At 38.9% G+C, this 14,784-nt stretch carries 10 protein-coding genes; all 10 read left to right on the forward strand.

Annotation, left to right across the window (positions count from 1 at the left end; all coding sequences use genetic code 11):
• The first annotated feature begins 132 nt into the window (after positions 1 to 132).
• The 10 genes from BLV53_RS10095 (at position 133) to BLV53_RS10140 (ending at position 14,781) form a co-directional block, all read left to right on the forward strand.
• A complete protein-coding gene (locus tag BLV53_RS10095; RefSeq protein ID WP_090300460.1) occupies positions 133 to 2,493 on the forward strand; it encodes a glycoside hydrolase family 3 C-terminal domain-containing protein in 2,361 nt (786 codons plus the stop codon).
• 15 nt (positions 2,494 to 2,508) lie between these two features.
• Positions 2,509 to 3,060, forward strand: a complete 552-nt coding sequence (locus BLV53_RS10100) for a GtrA family protein (RefSeq protein ID WP_090300462.1) — start codon at positions 2,509 to 2,511, stop codon at positions 3,058 to 3,060.
• Positions 3,061 to 3,292: 232 nt separating this feature from the next.
• Complete coding sequence (locus BLV53_RS10105) at positions 3,293 to 6,217, forward strand: glycoside hydrolase family 3 protein (protein WP_090300464.1); 2,925 nt, start codon at positions 3,293 to 3,295, stop codon at positions 6,215 to 6,217.
• 302 nt (positions 6,218 to 6,519) lie between these two features.
• Complete coding sequence (locus tag BLV53_RS10110) at positions 6,520 to 7,536, forward strand: glycosyltransferase family 2 protein (protein WP_090300466.1); 1,017 nt, start codon at positions 6,520 to 6,522, stop codon at positions 7,534 to 7,536.
• Positions 7,537 to 7,755: 219 nt separating this feature from the next.
• The gene (locus BLV53_RS10115) at positions 7,756 to 10,506 is read left to right on the forward strand and encodes a PA14 domain-containing protein (RefSeq protein WP_170830818.1); all 2,751 of its coding nucleotides are present in this window, start codon (positions 7,756 to 7,758) and stop codon (positions 10,504 to 10,506) included.
• Entirely contained in the window at positions 10,506 to 11,051 is a 546-nt protein-coding gene (locus BLV53_RS10120) for a hypothetical protein (RefSeq protein WP_090300470.1), read from the forward strand. Before BLV53_RS10115 ends, BLV53_RS10120 begins: the two co-directional genes overlap by 1 nt.
• On the forward strand, positions 11,051 to 11,824 hold the full coding sequence (locus tag BLV53_RS10125) for a hypothetical protein (RefSeq protein WP_090300471.1): 774 nt from the start codon (positions 11,051 to 11,053) through the stop codon (positions 11,822 to 11,824). The genes BLV53_RS10120 and BLV53_RS10125 overlap by 1 nt, the downstream gene beginning before the upstream one ends.
• Before the next feature lie 16 nt (positions 11,825 to 11,840).
• Positions 11,841 to 12,734, forward strand: coding sequence for a hypothetical protein (locus BLV53_RS10130; RefSeq protein WP_090300473.1), 894 nt, complete (start codon positions 11,841 to 11,843; stop codon positions 12,732 to 12,734).
• A 1-nt stretch (position 12,735) separates the two neighbouring features.
• Entirely contained in the window at positions 12,736 to 13,869 is a 1,134-nt protein-coding gene (locus BLV53_RS10135) for a hypothetical protein (RefSeq protein WP_090300475.1), read from the forward strand.
• A gap of 18 nt (positions 13,870 to 13,887) precedes the next feature.
• Positions 13,888 to 14,781 carry a class C sortase gene (locus tag BLV53_RS10140; protein ID WP_090300477.1) on the forward strand — a complete coding sequence of 298 codons (894 nt, stop codon included), beginning with the start codon at positions 13,888 to 13,890 and terminating at the stop codon, positions 14,779 to 14,781.
• Positions 14,782 to 14,784: the final 3 nt, after the last annotated feature.

Consider the following 14,784-nt stretch of genomic DNA (forward strand, 5'->3'; position numbering starts at 1 on the left):
AATTGTGTTTCTAAAGCGAAGCATTCCAAGCTGAGTGTAGAAACATCATTGATTGTACTCGTAACCAGCGGATTAGTAGCTAGCCAAAGCTAAAACAAAAACGTTCGGCAGGCAAAAAAATGGAGGATATAAATGGACGCTAGAGAAATCATTTCACAGCTTACATTGATGGAGAAGGCCGCCCTCTTAAGCGGTAAAAACGAGTGGGAATCAAGAGATATACCACGTTTGGGGATTCAGTCTATCACATTTTCTGATGGACCACATGGTTTGCGTCGTCAGGAAGGAGCCGGTGATCATTTAGGATTAAATGCATCTCTTCCAGCTACCTGTTTTCCTACTGCAGCAACAGTAGCCAACAGCTGGGATCCTAGCATCGGAGAGGAAATCGGTGCAGCTCTTGGTGAGGAGGCAGTTGCTCAAAATGTAGATGTACTTTTAGGACCAGGTCTTAACATGAAGCGTTCTCCATTATGCGGACGTAACTTTGAGTACTTTAGTGAAGATCCAATCCTTGCAGGAAAGATGGCTGCTTCTTATGTAAGAGGTATCCAGAGCAAGCATGTTTATTCATGCCCAAAGCATTTTGCGGTCAACTCCCGTGAATATCGCAGAATGGCAATGAATGCTGTTGTTGATGAGAGAACACTTCGTGAAATTTATCTTACAGCTTTCGAGATAGCTGTTAAGGAGGGTGGCGCAAAGACAATCATGTCTGCCTACAACGAAGTAAATGGCAAATATGCAAATGAAAATGAGCACCTTCTTGTAGATATTTTAAGAAATGAGTGGGGCTTTGATGGAATAGTAGTTACTGACTGGGGAGCAAGCAACGACCATGTTGAGGGTGTGAGATGTCAGTCAAACGTTGAAATGCCAAACCCTGGCCTTGATTCAGCAAGAGAGCTTATCAAGGCCGCTACAGAGGGCGAAGGCAGAATCACAGAAGAGGAAATCGACAGAGCTATCCTTCCTATCATCGAGGCTGCTATTTACTTCAAGGAAAATGACCATACAAAGGGATTCGATAAAGAAGCTCATCATGCAATCGCAAAGAAGGCTGTTATTAATTCAGCTGTTCTTCTTAAGAATGATGAGGATATTCTTCCACTTAAGGCAGGCACTACTGTTTGTCTTAGAGGACCATTTGTGGATAAGCCACGTTATCAGGGCTCAGGAAGTTCACAAGTTAACTCTACAAAGGTTGAGACAATAAGAGAACAGATTTCAAACTACGATTTAAAGGTAGTAGATGATCCAGAAAAAGCAGATGTTGTTTTATTCTTCTTTGGATTAGATGAAATCGCTGAAAGCGAAGGCGCAGACAGAATGTCTATGGATGTTCCAGAATATCAGATTAAAGAGCTTGAGAGCCTTACAGTATATAACAAGCACATCATCGGTGTTATGAGTGCTGGTTCATCAGTAAAGATGCCATGGCTTGATAAATTACAGGCACTTCTTCACGGCTACCTTACAGGACAGGCAGGAGCATCTGCAATGCTTGACCTTCTTACAGGCAAGGAAATTCCAACTGGTAAGCTTTCAGAGTCTTATCCATTTGCTTTTGCAGATTGTTCAGTGGCTAACTACTCAGACACTGAAAAGAGAAATCTTCAGTACCGCGAGGGACCATTTATCGGATATCGCTACTATGATACAGCAGATGTGGCAGTTCAGTTCCCATTCGGATTTGGTCTTAGCTATACAACATTTGAGTATTCAAAGCTTTATGTTGGTGAAGAAGGTGTTAAGTTCACCATTAAAAATGTAGGCGATAGAGATGGTGCTGAAATTGCACAGCTTTATGTGGGCAAGGAGGAGTCAGGACTTATTCGACCAAAGAAGGAACTTAAGGGCTTCAAGAAGGTATGGATTAAGGCTGGTGAGTCAGTAGAAATTGAAATTCCATTTGATGATAAAACTTTCCGTTATTTTTCAACTGTATCAAATAAGTGGGAAATTGAAGGCGGTGAGTACCAGATTTACATCGGTTCAAATGTTTCTGATATCGAGCTTAAGGGACTTATCACAAAGGCTGGAACAATCGAAGAGCTTCCTTATGATATTGAAACACTTCCTAGCTACAAGACAGGAAAGGTTAGAAACGTTCACTATGAGGAATTTGAAAAGCTTTATGGCAATCCACTTCCAGAGGAAAAGGTAGGAGAGCTTGATATAAATGATGCTCTTTGCCAGATGAAGGATGCCAAGAGTGGTCTGTGCAGACTCGTATACAAGATACTAAAGAGCAAGCTTGATCAGTCTTATGAAAAGGGTGTGCCAGATTTGAATATCATGTTCATCTACAACATGCCATTTAGAGCAATGAGCAAGATGACAGCCGGTGCCGTATCCCGTGATATGGCCGAGTCAATCGTAACAGTAGCAAACGGCCATTTCTTCAAGGGACTTGGAGGCATAATCTCAGGATACTTTAAGAATGCTCGTGAGAATAAAAAATACGAAGAGCGTTTAAGTCATAAAGAATAACGAAGGAGACTAGAAATGAATTTTTGGAACAATTTTGCAGATAAACATCCTGCGATAGCCAAGTGGGTTCGTGAAGGCGGTTTATTCGTAGTGGTAAGTAACTTAATCACAGTATTTAAGTATTTATTACTTACTTTTTTACCAGCAGCCTTTGCATTCTTAGGTGACCGTTCATTTGGCTGGCCAGGAATTCCACTTACAATCGCAGGAGAAACATTCCAGTGGAATATTTTAGGATATGATCAGGCTCATGGTGGACTTGCATATTTTACAGCATACATGATAGCTATGATTATCGGTGAAGTAATCAACTTCCCAATTCAAAAGCTTGTAGTTTTCCGTAACCACGAAAAACCAGGCAAGCAGATTGCATGGTACATACTTGCATTTATCGTAATCACATGCATAGTTAACTCAATCAACTGTATCTGGGTTGCAGTAGCCGGAAAATTCGTTCCAGCCGCTGTCTACAACATAGGAACCACAGTCTTAAACGGAGGCGTTTCCATGGTGGTCTTCTTCTTCGTAAACAAGATCATCTTCCCAGAAACACCAAAGAATGCATAATTCGTTTATAAAAATCACGACTTATTAATGCACTTAGAGCTTTAGAGGAGCTGGACTGCATAACCTGGGCAAGCGCGAGCAGGAAGGCTCCGTGCCGAATGAGGAGCCACTGCACCGCAATGAGAGCATGGAAGGTGGCCTGCGGGAGCACGGAGTACTTGGAGTCCAGCGGACTAAAACTTTGAGATATATTTTTACTATTATGAGGAAATAATAGGAAGGAGAAGAGAGAATGTTATCAATCAACATTGCGGACGTTATCGCCGTCCTCAAAACAATGATCCCACAGCTGGTAGCTATCGGCGTAGGACTCGTTCTCGCAATCATCGTCACAATCGGTGCGATGAAAGCAAAGAAGCCTCTTAAGGGCTTTATCAGAAAGGAAGCATGGATTGCTTTCGCACTTGTAGTAATTATTGCAGCTAATGCAATTTTACTCGGACCAGTTTACTCAATGGTAAACATGGCAATGGGTGGTGGCACAATTTCAGATGAAGCCATCGACGAGGCAAAGGCACTTTGTACAGAAATCGCTGAGGAAGGTATTGTACTTCTTAAGAACGATGACAAAGAGCTTCCACTTGCAGAAGGTTCAAAGGTTAATGTATTTGGTTGGTCTTCAACAAATCCTATCTACGGTGGTACAGGTTCAGGTGCACTTTCAGATGCATACCCAACAGTAGACTTCCTTACAGGTCTTACTGATGCAGGCATCGAGTACAACCAGGATCTTGTGGATTTCTACAAGGGTTGGAGAGATGCAAGACCTACAGTAGGTATGATGGGACAGGATTGGACAATCCCTGAACCAAAGGTTTCAGAGTACTCAGATAAGATTGCAGCTGCAAAGGATTATTCTGATACAGCTATTTTCTTCATCGCACGTTCAGGTGGTGAAGGTGCCGATCTTCCAATGAGCTATGATGGCAAGGATACATTCTCTACAGAGGGTATGTTCGGTGCTTCTGGTGTTCGTTACTCTGATCAGGCAGATGATTTAGATGCATCTAAGTCATATCTTGAGCTTTCAAACAGAGAGCAGGCACTTCTTGATGAAGTTACAGCAAACTTCGATAAGGTTATCGTAGTAGTAAACTCAGCTAACGCTATGGAGCTTGGCTTTGTAAATGAGTATCCACAGATTAAGTCAGTTCTTTACTGCCCAGGTACAGGCCAGACAGGTTTTGATGGTCTTGGTGAAATCCTCGCAGGTAAGGTTAACCCTTCAGGTAAGACAGCTGATACATTTGTAGCAGATCTTACAGCAACACCTACATACAACAACTTTGGTGATTTCGATTACACAAACGTTGAAAAATTCGGGTTTGACAATATGTTTGCAGAGGGTGGCAAGGCTTACCCTACATTTGTAAACTATGTAGAAGGTATCTATGTAGGATACAAGTACTATGAGACAGCATTTGCAGAAGCAGAAGCTGGCAACATGGAGTTTGATTACGACTCACAGGTTCTTTATCCATTTGGTTATGGACTTTCATATACATCTTTCTCACAGGAGATGGGTACTATCACAAATGATGGTAAGACAGTATCATTTGACGTAACAGTTACAAATACTGGCGATGTTGCTGGTAAGGACGTTGTAGAAGTTTACTACAACCCACCATACACAAACGGTGGTATTGAAAAGTCAGCTGCAAACTTAATCCAGTTCGCAAAGACTTCTATGCTTGAGCCAGGTGCTTCTGAGACAGTTTCTATTTCATTTGCACTTGAGGATATGGCTTCATATGACACATACGGCGAAGGCTGCTATGTACTTGAAGCTGGTGATTATGAGATTTCTATCAACTCAGATTCACACAACAAGATTTCTACAGACACAGTAAATGTTGCATCTACAGTAGTTTACGATGATTCAAACAAGCGTGATTCTGATCAGGTTGCAGCAACAAATCAGTTCCAGTTTGCAGAGGGTGATTTAACATACCTTTCACGTGCAGATGGATTTGCAAATTATGCAGAAGCAACAGCAGCTCCAACAAGCTATGAGATGTCTGCTGAGGTTGAGGCTACATACTTCAACGAAACAAACTATGACCCTACAGTTTATAACAATGATGCAGATGAAATGCCTACAACAGAGGCAAAGAATGGTATCGAGCTTAAGGAACTTAGAGGTTTAGATTACGACGATCCTAAGTGGGATGAACTCCTTGATGAGATGAGTGTTGCTGATATGAATACACTTATCGAGCTTGGTGGATATGAGACTTCAGCAGTTGAGTCAATCGGTAAGGTTATGACTTATGACTGTGATGGTCCTGCTTCAATCAACAACAACTTTACAGGACAGGGTTCTATCGGATTCCCAGCAGCAGTTATGATTGCCTGCACATGGAACAAGGATATTGCTCTTGCATTTGGTCAGTCAATCGGCCGCATGGCAAACGATATGGACGTATCAGGATGGTATGCTCCAGCAACAAACACTCACAGATCTGCATTTGCAGGACGTAACTTCGAGTACTACTCAGAGGATGGCGTACTTGCAGGTTGGATGTGCGCTAACGCTGTAAATGGTGCTAGAGAGTGGGGCGTATACGCATACGTTAAGCACTTTGCTACAAACGATCAGGAAACAAACAGAACAAACTTCCTTTGCACATGGTTAAATGAGCAGTCAATGCGTGAGATTTATCTCAAGTCATTCGAAATCACATTCAAGAACTCTAACCCAGGTGCAACAATGGTAGCATTCAATAACATTGGTACTATTCCAGCAGAAGCTTGCCCAGAGTTACTTAACACTGTACTTCGTGGCGAGTGGGGATTCAGAGGATTTGCTGAAACAGATTACTTTGGTGGATACGGATATCAGGATTCTGACCGTATGATCAGAAATGGTTGTGACCTTATGCTTGCAACATACTCTACACCACAGTCAACAGTTACAGATCAGACATCTGCAACATCAGTTATCGCTATGAGACAGGCATCAAAGAATATTCTTTACACAGTAGTAAACAGCCGTGCATATGATTCAGATATCAGCGCAGGACTTCCTACATGGCAGAAGCTTCTTTATGCAGCAGATGTACTTCTTGTTGCACTTCTTGCATTCCTTGAGTACAAGGCTGTAAAGTCTTATCTTAAGAAGAGAAAAGAAATGGAACCAACAGTAGAAGCTGAATAAACAACATGAGGGGCTCGCAAGAGCCCCTTTTTTAAAAAGTCGATTATTGAATAAAAATATAGCATTTGCTAAAATAAATTAGTTTATAGATAACAATACTTGATATCACTAAAGCGAAGCATTTCAGGTGAATGTTAGTGACATCAATTATTCTTATCAATAAAAACTTTAGATGAGGTTTGTAGATAACAATGTTTGATATTACTAAAGCGAAGCATTTTAAGCTGAGTGTAGTAATATCAAGCATTGTTATCGTAACAAACCGGACTAAGATATTCATAAAATTAAGGAGATAAATTCTTATGAAATTACTTTCGTTTGCTGTACCTTGCTATAATTCAGCAGCGTACATGGAGCATTGCATTGAAACACTTCTTCATGGTGGTGAAGATGTAGAAATAATCATAGTTGATGATGGTAGTCAAAAGGACAACACAGCTGAAATTGCAGATAGACTTGCGGCAGAGCATCCAACTATCATAAAGGCCATCCATCAGGAAAACGGCGGCCACGGCCAAGCAGTAAACACAGGACTTAAAAATGCCACAGGTTTATTCTTCAAGGTGGTAGATTCTGACGACTGGGTAGATGCAGAAGCCTATGACAAGGTTCTAAAGACTCTTCGCCTTTCTGTTGAACATGGCAAAAATCTAGATATGCTTATTTCAAACTTTGTATATGACAAGGAAGGTGCAACTCATAAAAAGGTAATGTCATATTCAAATCTCCCTGTTAACCAATATTTTACATGGGATGATACAGGACACTTCCGAAAGGGACAGTACATTCTGATGCATTCAGTCATCTACCGTACAAAACTCCTTAGAGATTGTGGATTAGAGCTTCCAAAGCACACTTTCTATGTGGACAACCTTTATGTTTATTATCCGCTTCCATATGTTAAGACTATGTATTATCTGGATGTTGATTTCTACCGCTATTTTATTGGTAGAGATGATCAGTCTGTAAATGAAAAGGTTATGATTTCCCGTATTGACCAGCAGATAAGAGTCAACAAACTCATGCTTGAAGCATATGACTACAGAAATATCAAAAATTCACATGTAAGAAAATACATGTTCAACTATTTAGAGATGATAACAGTTGTTTCCACTGTGCTTCTTATGAAGAGTGGAACTAAGGAGCATCAGCAGAAGCGACGTGATTTATGGAAATACATCAGAAATTATGACTATTATCTCTATCGTAAGCTTCGTTATGGAATTATGTGTGGAACCACTAACCTTCCAGGTCACGGTGGAAGAGCAATTTCAATCACTGCATACAAGATTGCACAGAAAGTAGTAGGCTTTAATTAATCACCATTTTTAACAAAATAATGAAAAATTTAGGGGCTTTAACCGGTAAAATGGCCGGTTAAAGCCCTTTTTTTGCCATGAAAACCAATTTCTTGCCAGTTACTTTATCTTATAGAGATAGTGATTTAGTATAACATTTGGACACAGTGAGATATTTTAGTCCAAATATTGTGTAACTAATTGTCTTATGTTAAGGGGGATTTTGGTATGAGGAAACGTTTGCCAAAAATTAATAAGTTAATCGCCTTGATTCTCGCATTGGTGTTATTCACTTCGTCTTCCGTAGGAGTCTACGCAGAAGGTGATGTCAATATTACCTCAATCGAGAATATTTCTGTGGATACGTCATCTGAGGATGCATCAGAAGAAACAAAAGAGCCTTCTGTTAGGGAGAGGAAGGACGCTGATGCGCAGGGAGAATCTGAAGATGAGAGTACTGGAAAAAGTGAGAAGTCAGTCATTAATGACAAGACTTCTGACTCTACCCAGGATGAAGAAAAGGATAAAAATATAGAAGATAGTTCAGATAAAACCGATGAAGCTACTACGGTTACTGAGGATGAAAAAGAAAAAACTTCAAATAAAAACACTTCAAACAATGAAACTGAACTGAAGCATTCTGATGAGCATGAGCTTGAATATCAAAGCCTGGGAAATGGAAGACACAAGGTAACATGCACCCAGTGCGAAGATTTTGAACCAACTGAAGAGGCTTGTGATTTTGATGAAAATGGTAAATGCAAAGACTGTGATTTTTATGACGAAACCAAGGATTCTTCAAAAAAGAAGGTTCAAAAGGAAATGACTCTTTCATGTGAATATGAAGGTGTCAGATTTGAGGCCCATATTGAAGATGACACCTTTGAGACAGAGGAAGTGTCGCTTGTTGTCGCAGCTGTATCAGAAGATATAGAAAATCTTGTTAAAGAGAATGCTGAAAGTTTAGTAAGCTCTGGTTATAAAATCGAAGCACAAAATTTCGACATTAGCTTCAAACATGGCGATTCTGTCATTAAACCAAACAAGAAAGTAAAAATAACTGTATCTGGTTTAAAATTTGCACCAAAGGCTATCTCTCATATTAAAGGTAGCAATGTAGGTGTAGAGCTTGAACAAGGAACTGAGTGGGATATAAACGAAGATGGTTCTGTGTGGATTTCTTCAGAAGATTTCTCACCATTTATTTTTATTACATATGAGGAAAAGATGGCTGATGTTCCATCAGATGGAATTCTTTATGGTGGAAATCCAGAAAATCCAAATAGCCCATATGGTTTCGGTGGTACAGAAGAAAAGCATTTGGACAAGCTTTACCGCTTAAACGAAATTCAGGAAGGTTATTGTGCAGTAAGGATACTTAGTCACAATAGTGAGCATGATTCATATCCTGTTATCGCTCCATACACTTTACAACAGAATTTATATTTTGTGTATGATCCGGAAGGCGTCGAGAATTATTCTATTCATTTATATCTAAAAGCACCTGAAAATTATACGATTGCTTCTGTTTGTTTAAAGGGTGGTTCAAATATTACACCTAGTGAAGACGGGGCCTATAATATCCCTCTTGAAAAGATATCAGAAGAAAAAAATGTTAATGAAATCGTTGTAAACCTTAAGAAGATTGAAATTAAGTGGGATGACAACAGTGAGCCTACATATATCAGTGGGGGAACATTAGTAAATTATAAAGATTCAGAGATAGAAGACTCAAAAGGATATATTAGAAAGAACTTTGGAGATGCTTTTCATTTTAACCAGGGCGATGAGAGAAATCCAGCAAGTAACTATTGCTATTATCGACAGGTATATCAAGGCCTTGCCTCTGATACATACGATCCGGAAGATGGAGGATTTAAGCTAGCAAATGGCATTGATATCCTTTTTAAGAATAATTCTGAATACATTAAGGATTATCGCTCAAATGTAGGTATCGAGTTTAAAAAAGATGTAGATGGCTACTGGACTTTGGATAGTGATACATCCAGATATGAAATAGTTACAGAAGATGATAAAGATATTTTAAAACAGGTATCAGGAGAAAAATCCTTTAGACCATTTGGTGATGACGATCATTTTGGAATGATTCTTCCAATTGATTTTACAATTGATGGTGAGGGTAAAAATTCAGATGGCAAGGATACCATTTTCAAATTTGCAGGTGACGACGATGTATTTGTTTACATCGATGGAAAACTTGTATTGGATTTAGGTGGAATTCATGACTCTGTTAATGGTCAGATTAACTTTAACACAGGTGATATCCTGATTCAGGGTGATAATGAAAATATTCTTACATCAAGTGTTGATGGTAGCTGTTACAGATTAAAGAATTTAGGTTCAAAAAATCTTTACAGTATAGTAGGTCCTAAAAAGTCATTTGTAAGAGATAAGCATCAGCTCACAGTTGTATATTTTGAGAGAGGTGCACATCTTTCAGATTGCAGAATTAGCTACAATTTTAACGCTATCAATTTTGTTAAGGATCCAGGATACCTTAACATTGTAAAAACACTTAAGAATTATCAGGCGGAATTTGGAACAGCTGTGTCTGTGTTTGAAATCCAGTATAGGGATCCAGATGGAACAGCACATAGCTACACATACTCATATGATTTCAATGAGTCTGGAACAAAGGATTCAATATTGCTTGAATTGCCAGCAGATACCGAAATTACGGTATTTGAGTGTTATTCGGGAGCAAGCTACAGCCTTGAATCTATTAGTACAAAAGACGGAACAGTAACAGCTAGTGATAAGACGCCAACCGGTAAAGAGGCTGTTATTACTATTGCGGAGGGCGAAACCTCTAAAGTAGAATTTGTTAATAGCTATGATGGACGCACAAATTACGGCACTATTAGCATCACAAATGTATTTAAAAAGAATGCAGAAAACATATTTGAATTTTTAAAAAGAGTTTTGGGGTCAACATTTTTAGGAATAGAACTTGAGGGAGGTGAGCAGTAATGAATAAAAAAATGATATTTACAGTTGCTGCTTCACTTTTAGTTATTGGAAGTATTGCAGTAAAGCCAGCTATGGCATATTTTACCGATACTCACACAGGTAAAGGTTCGGTTGCCATGACAATGGAAATGGGGGACATGAAAATTGTTCCAGATGAAAATGTTAGTGTAATGACTAAAAAAATCACTGTTAAAAATACAGGTGATGTTCCGGTTATGGCTAGAGTAAAGGTCTTTGCAGGTAGTACACATGATCTCATATTTAGCTCTGAGGAGTCTTTAAACTGGAGTGAGAATTCTGATGGGTATTATTACTACAATGCAAAGCTTGAACCAACCATACATTCATCTGAACTGGTTTTAACCATTGATCCTAAAAATGAAACTTCAGGTTCATTTAATGTAATCGTGGTAGAAGAAGCAACAAGGGTTCAACCAGATGGAAGCTATGATTGGAACGAAAAGGTTGAATACACAGCAGAGGCCGAAGTAGTCATCAATGACGATGCAGAGGAAGAAACTACAGATGAAGGAGGTGCTAACTAATGAAAGTAGATGTTAAAAATCCTTTATTCATTTTAGCAGCAGGTGTTCTTCTAGTGACAGGCAGTATTGTGGGGGCTACAAAGGCTGCAGATTCAGGTACGCCTAAAGCTCAGGCAGTTACTTTTTCCACCGCCAACCTTAGTGTAGAGCTGCAGGAAAAGCAATCAGGAAAGTTTGTTACAATCCAGGAGACAAGAAATGCAGATGGTTCTTTGAACCCAAGCGCCCTTGGTAAGCTGGAATTTACTTCACTAGAAAAAGTAAATGCTGGTGAAGAAATGCCTGATCCTTCTATAACATACGATGAAGAAGTGCAGGTAAAAAATAATGGCGATTGCCAGGAGTATATAAGAGTTGTAGTTTATAAAAACTGGATCAATGCTGATAAATCTAAAAATGATGCACTTGATATTTCAAGCGCAAATTTACATTTAGTTAATCCAAGCGAATGGATAGTGAAGGAATCTGATTCCAAAGAATGTACAACATATTATTTGAAAAAGGCCTTAGATGCTGAAGATACAGCAAAACTGTTCGATACTATTTCCTTTGATAATAGCATCCTAAATTCAGTTCCAGAGGTGACAACAGAAAAAACGGATAAAGGAACTGTTACAAGAACAAATATTGTATATGAGTACAATGGCAAAATTCTTGAGGTTGAAATGAGAGTTGATGCGGTTCAGACTCATAATGCCAAGGATGCAATTCTAGGGGCATGGGGCGTCGAGCCTACAATAGATGCTAATGGAATTATCACAGGTATAAATTAGTAAAGGAGAGTAAGGTATGAAAAAGAGAATAATGAATTTCGTTCTTGCTCTTACAATTGTGTTAGCAGGAACAATTGGGGCTACAGCTTCTGTAAAAGCAAATGAGACAGCAAAAGATTGGATGACATTTACCTATAATGGAGGCAGTGAAACGGATTTTACAGCAAAGGCTGCTGACGGATTTACACCATTTTCAGATGTTATGCCAGGTGATACTATTACTTATAAAATAAAATATGTTAATGGTCACGACAAGACAGCCAGCTTCTATATGAATGCTGAGGTTGTCAAATCTTTGGAGCAGGCGAATAAAGAGGTGGGTGGAGCTTATTCCTATACAATTACAAATAACGGACAAGAGCTCTTTTCAAATAACAGTGTAGGTGGCGATTCAACTGAAAAGCTAGGACTTACACAGGTAAGTGGCGATACCGGTCTTTATTTTACACTTGGTGATGTTCCAGCTTCTGGAGAGGGTACAGTAGCTGTTTCTATTACTTTGGATGGAGACACGCAGGCAAACATATACAAAGATAAAATTGCAGAATTACAATTTTTCTTTAGGGCAGAGTCAGAGGCTTTAGGAAATAAAGTAATTATCAAAGAAAACGAAAAGGTAAATACATCAACAAGTGTTGTTAAGGAGTCTGGAACTAAAACTGTAAAAAAACAGGTGGTAAAGACACTTGATAATGGGGCTGAGGTCGTTCAGATTGATGACAGTAGTGTACCTCTTGCAGCAAATGATACAACAGTGTTGAATGACTCTACTAATGCAAATATAAATACACCTGTTACTGGAGATTCTATTCTTCCGTTACTGGCATGTGTTGTTGCATTTTTATCGGGGGTAGTTTTGATAATTTACTACTTCAAGCTTAAAGCAGACAAGAAAAGGGAGGTGGCCTAAGATGAAATATATTCTTAAGATTTTAGGAATCCTCCTTGCAGCAGTTGTTCTGATTAATTTAGCTTTCGGTACATCATTTTTTGTCAAGGCAGCTGAAAGCTATACTATAACTATTTCTCTTGGTAGTAATAAAGAAGCGTATTTTACAAACAGCTCTTCAAGAACAAAGTCATTTGTACTTCCTACAGGAAAAGTCAAGGTTTCTGATTTAGTAAAAGACATAGACATAAAGGCTGAAAGCGATGGAAGTATTAAGTATTCAGTTAAAGGAATCAGATTTTCAGGAGAAGATTATGTGTACACTGTTGATGATTCCATAAATGTATCAAGGGATGAGACATACGTGGTGGCTTACGGCGCATCAACTATCCAAAAGTATATTGTAAAATATACAGATGAAAACGGAGCGCTATTAGATGAATCAAAACTTGGAGCTGGAGTTAGTAATCCAGAAGAGTTTTATGGGGTCTATGGTGAAAAAATACTGGTTCCAGCTCGTCACGTACAGTATTACACACCAGATGAGGAGTCTAAGGTTGTAAAAAACGGCATAGACTCTAAGAATGCTGATGGAATTACAGAAATCACCTTTAAGTACTCAAAAGTAGAAAATGAAGTGGTGAAGGTTGTAGATAAAACAACCACGGTGGTAGTGAATGATGATCCTGTAATCCATTATGAATATGAGTACGTGGATGGACCAACAGCAGTTAGCACTACAACAAACACAAATCCACAGGTGGTGACAAACAGGACAGAAAGCTCAAATAACACTGGAACCGTTTCAAACCGCCAAACATCAACATCACAAGTGAATACAGCTCAAGAGCAAGCGGGTACTTTAGATGAACAGACTTCAACTACAGCAGAGGGCGATGGTAATAGTGACGCTGATTCGGCAGATAATACCACTATTTCAGATGAAGAAGTACCACTAGCTGGCAGCGACGACAAAGAAGAAATCAATATACCTGAAGAGGATGTGCCAACGGCAGCTCAGGTCAAGACCAGCCAAAGGGCTCTTATAATCTTAATAATGCTTGTCCTGATTGTAATAGCAGTATTTGTTATAATGTATGTTATGGAGCAAAGAAAAAAGGCTCCAATTACCCACAGAAAAAAGGATAAAAAATAAGAGCCGGGGTGGAAGCATATGAAACAAAAACTTGTTAAAATTGCCATGGTTTTATTGTTTTTATGTGGATTTGGATTTATTGCATATCCTACTGTTTCTAATGAATGGAATACCTATGTGCAAAGCACCATAATTAATGATTACGAGGACGTTTTAGCTGATTTTGATGAAAATGACTATGCTAAAGAATGGAAAGCAGCCAAAGATTTTAATGCTAATATTCAGGAAAATGCCATAGGTAGTGACTATTTTGAGACTGGTGCACAAGGAGATGCAGTTGAGCCAACTGATACATTTTTAACATCAGAATATTACAAAGTCCTAAATGTAAATGGTGATGGTGTGATGGGATATTTATCTATTCCAAAGATAAATTTAAAGCTTCCAATCATGCATGGAACTTTCGATAAATATCTTCAAAAAGCCCTTGGTCATATGAATGGAACAGCATTGCCAATCGGAGGTGTGGGAACACATTCTGTTATAGTAGGACACAGGGGGCTTCCTGCAGCAGAACTATTTACTAATCTTGATAAAATGCAAATAGGAGATAAGTTTTATATTCATGTGTTAAATGAAACCTTAGCCTACGAGGTGGATCATATAGAGCCCATGATAGAGGCAGAAGATTTGGATGCACTTACGTCAGCAATGGCGGTACAACCAGATAAAGACTATGTTACTTTATTTACATGTACGCCGTATGGAGTTAATACTCATAGGTTGCTTATAAGGGGCACACGTGTGGAATATATAGCCGAAGACGAGCCTCCAACAGGTACAGCAGCAGTTATTCAGACGGTCCATAATTATTATTTAGTAATAGCAATCATTGCGTTGCTAATGGTGGTAATCCTGACTATCATAATCAAAAGGGTACTAAATAAAAATAATAGTATTAATAATATATAATTG

Origin of the sequence: Pseudobutyrivibrio sp. ACV-2 (assembly GCF_900107545.1) — a bacterium.
Classification (GTDB): domain Bacteria; phylum Bacillota; class Clostridia; order Lachnospirales; family Lachnospiraceae; genus Pseudobutyrivibrio.

Bases quoted from the DNA above. Each gene is read 5' to 3' on its own strand.
- BLV53_RS10095 (WP_090300460.1), top strand. From the start codon at position 133: ATGGACGCTAGAGAAATCATTTCACAGCTTACATTGATGGAGAAGGCC.
- BLV53_RS10100 (WP_090300462.1), top strand. From the start codon at position 2,509: ATGAATTTTTGGAACAATTTTGCAGATAAACATCCTGCGATAGCCAAG.
- BLV53_RS10105 (WP_090300464.1), top strand. From the start codon at position 3,293: ATGTTATCAATCAACATTGCGGACGTTATCGCCGTCCTCAAAACAATG.
- BLV53_RS10110 (WP_090300466.1), top strand. From the start codon at position 6,520: ATGAAATTACTTTCGTTTGCTGTACCTTGCTATAATTCAGCAGCGTAC.
- BLV53_RS10120 (WP_090300470.1), top strand. From the start codon at position 10,506: ATGAATAAAAAAATGATATTTACAGTTGCTGCTTCACTTTTAGTTATT.
- BLV53_RS10125 (WP_090300471.1), top strand. From the start codon at position 11,051: ATGAAAGTAGATGTTAAAAATCCTTTATTCATTTTAGCAGCAGGTGTT.
- BLV53_RS10130 (WP_090300473.1), top strand. From the start codon at position 11,841: ATGAAAAAGAGAATAATGAATTTCGTTCTTGCTCTTACAATTGTGTTA.
- BLV53_RS10135 (WP_090300475.1), top strand. From the start codon at position 12,736: ATGAAATATATTCTTAAGATTTTAGGAATCCTCCTTGCAGCAGTTGTT.
- BLV53_RS10140 (WP_090300477.1), top strand. From the start codon at position 13,888: ATGAAACAAAAACTTGTTAAAATTGCCATGGTTTTATTGTTTTTATGT.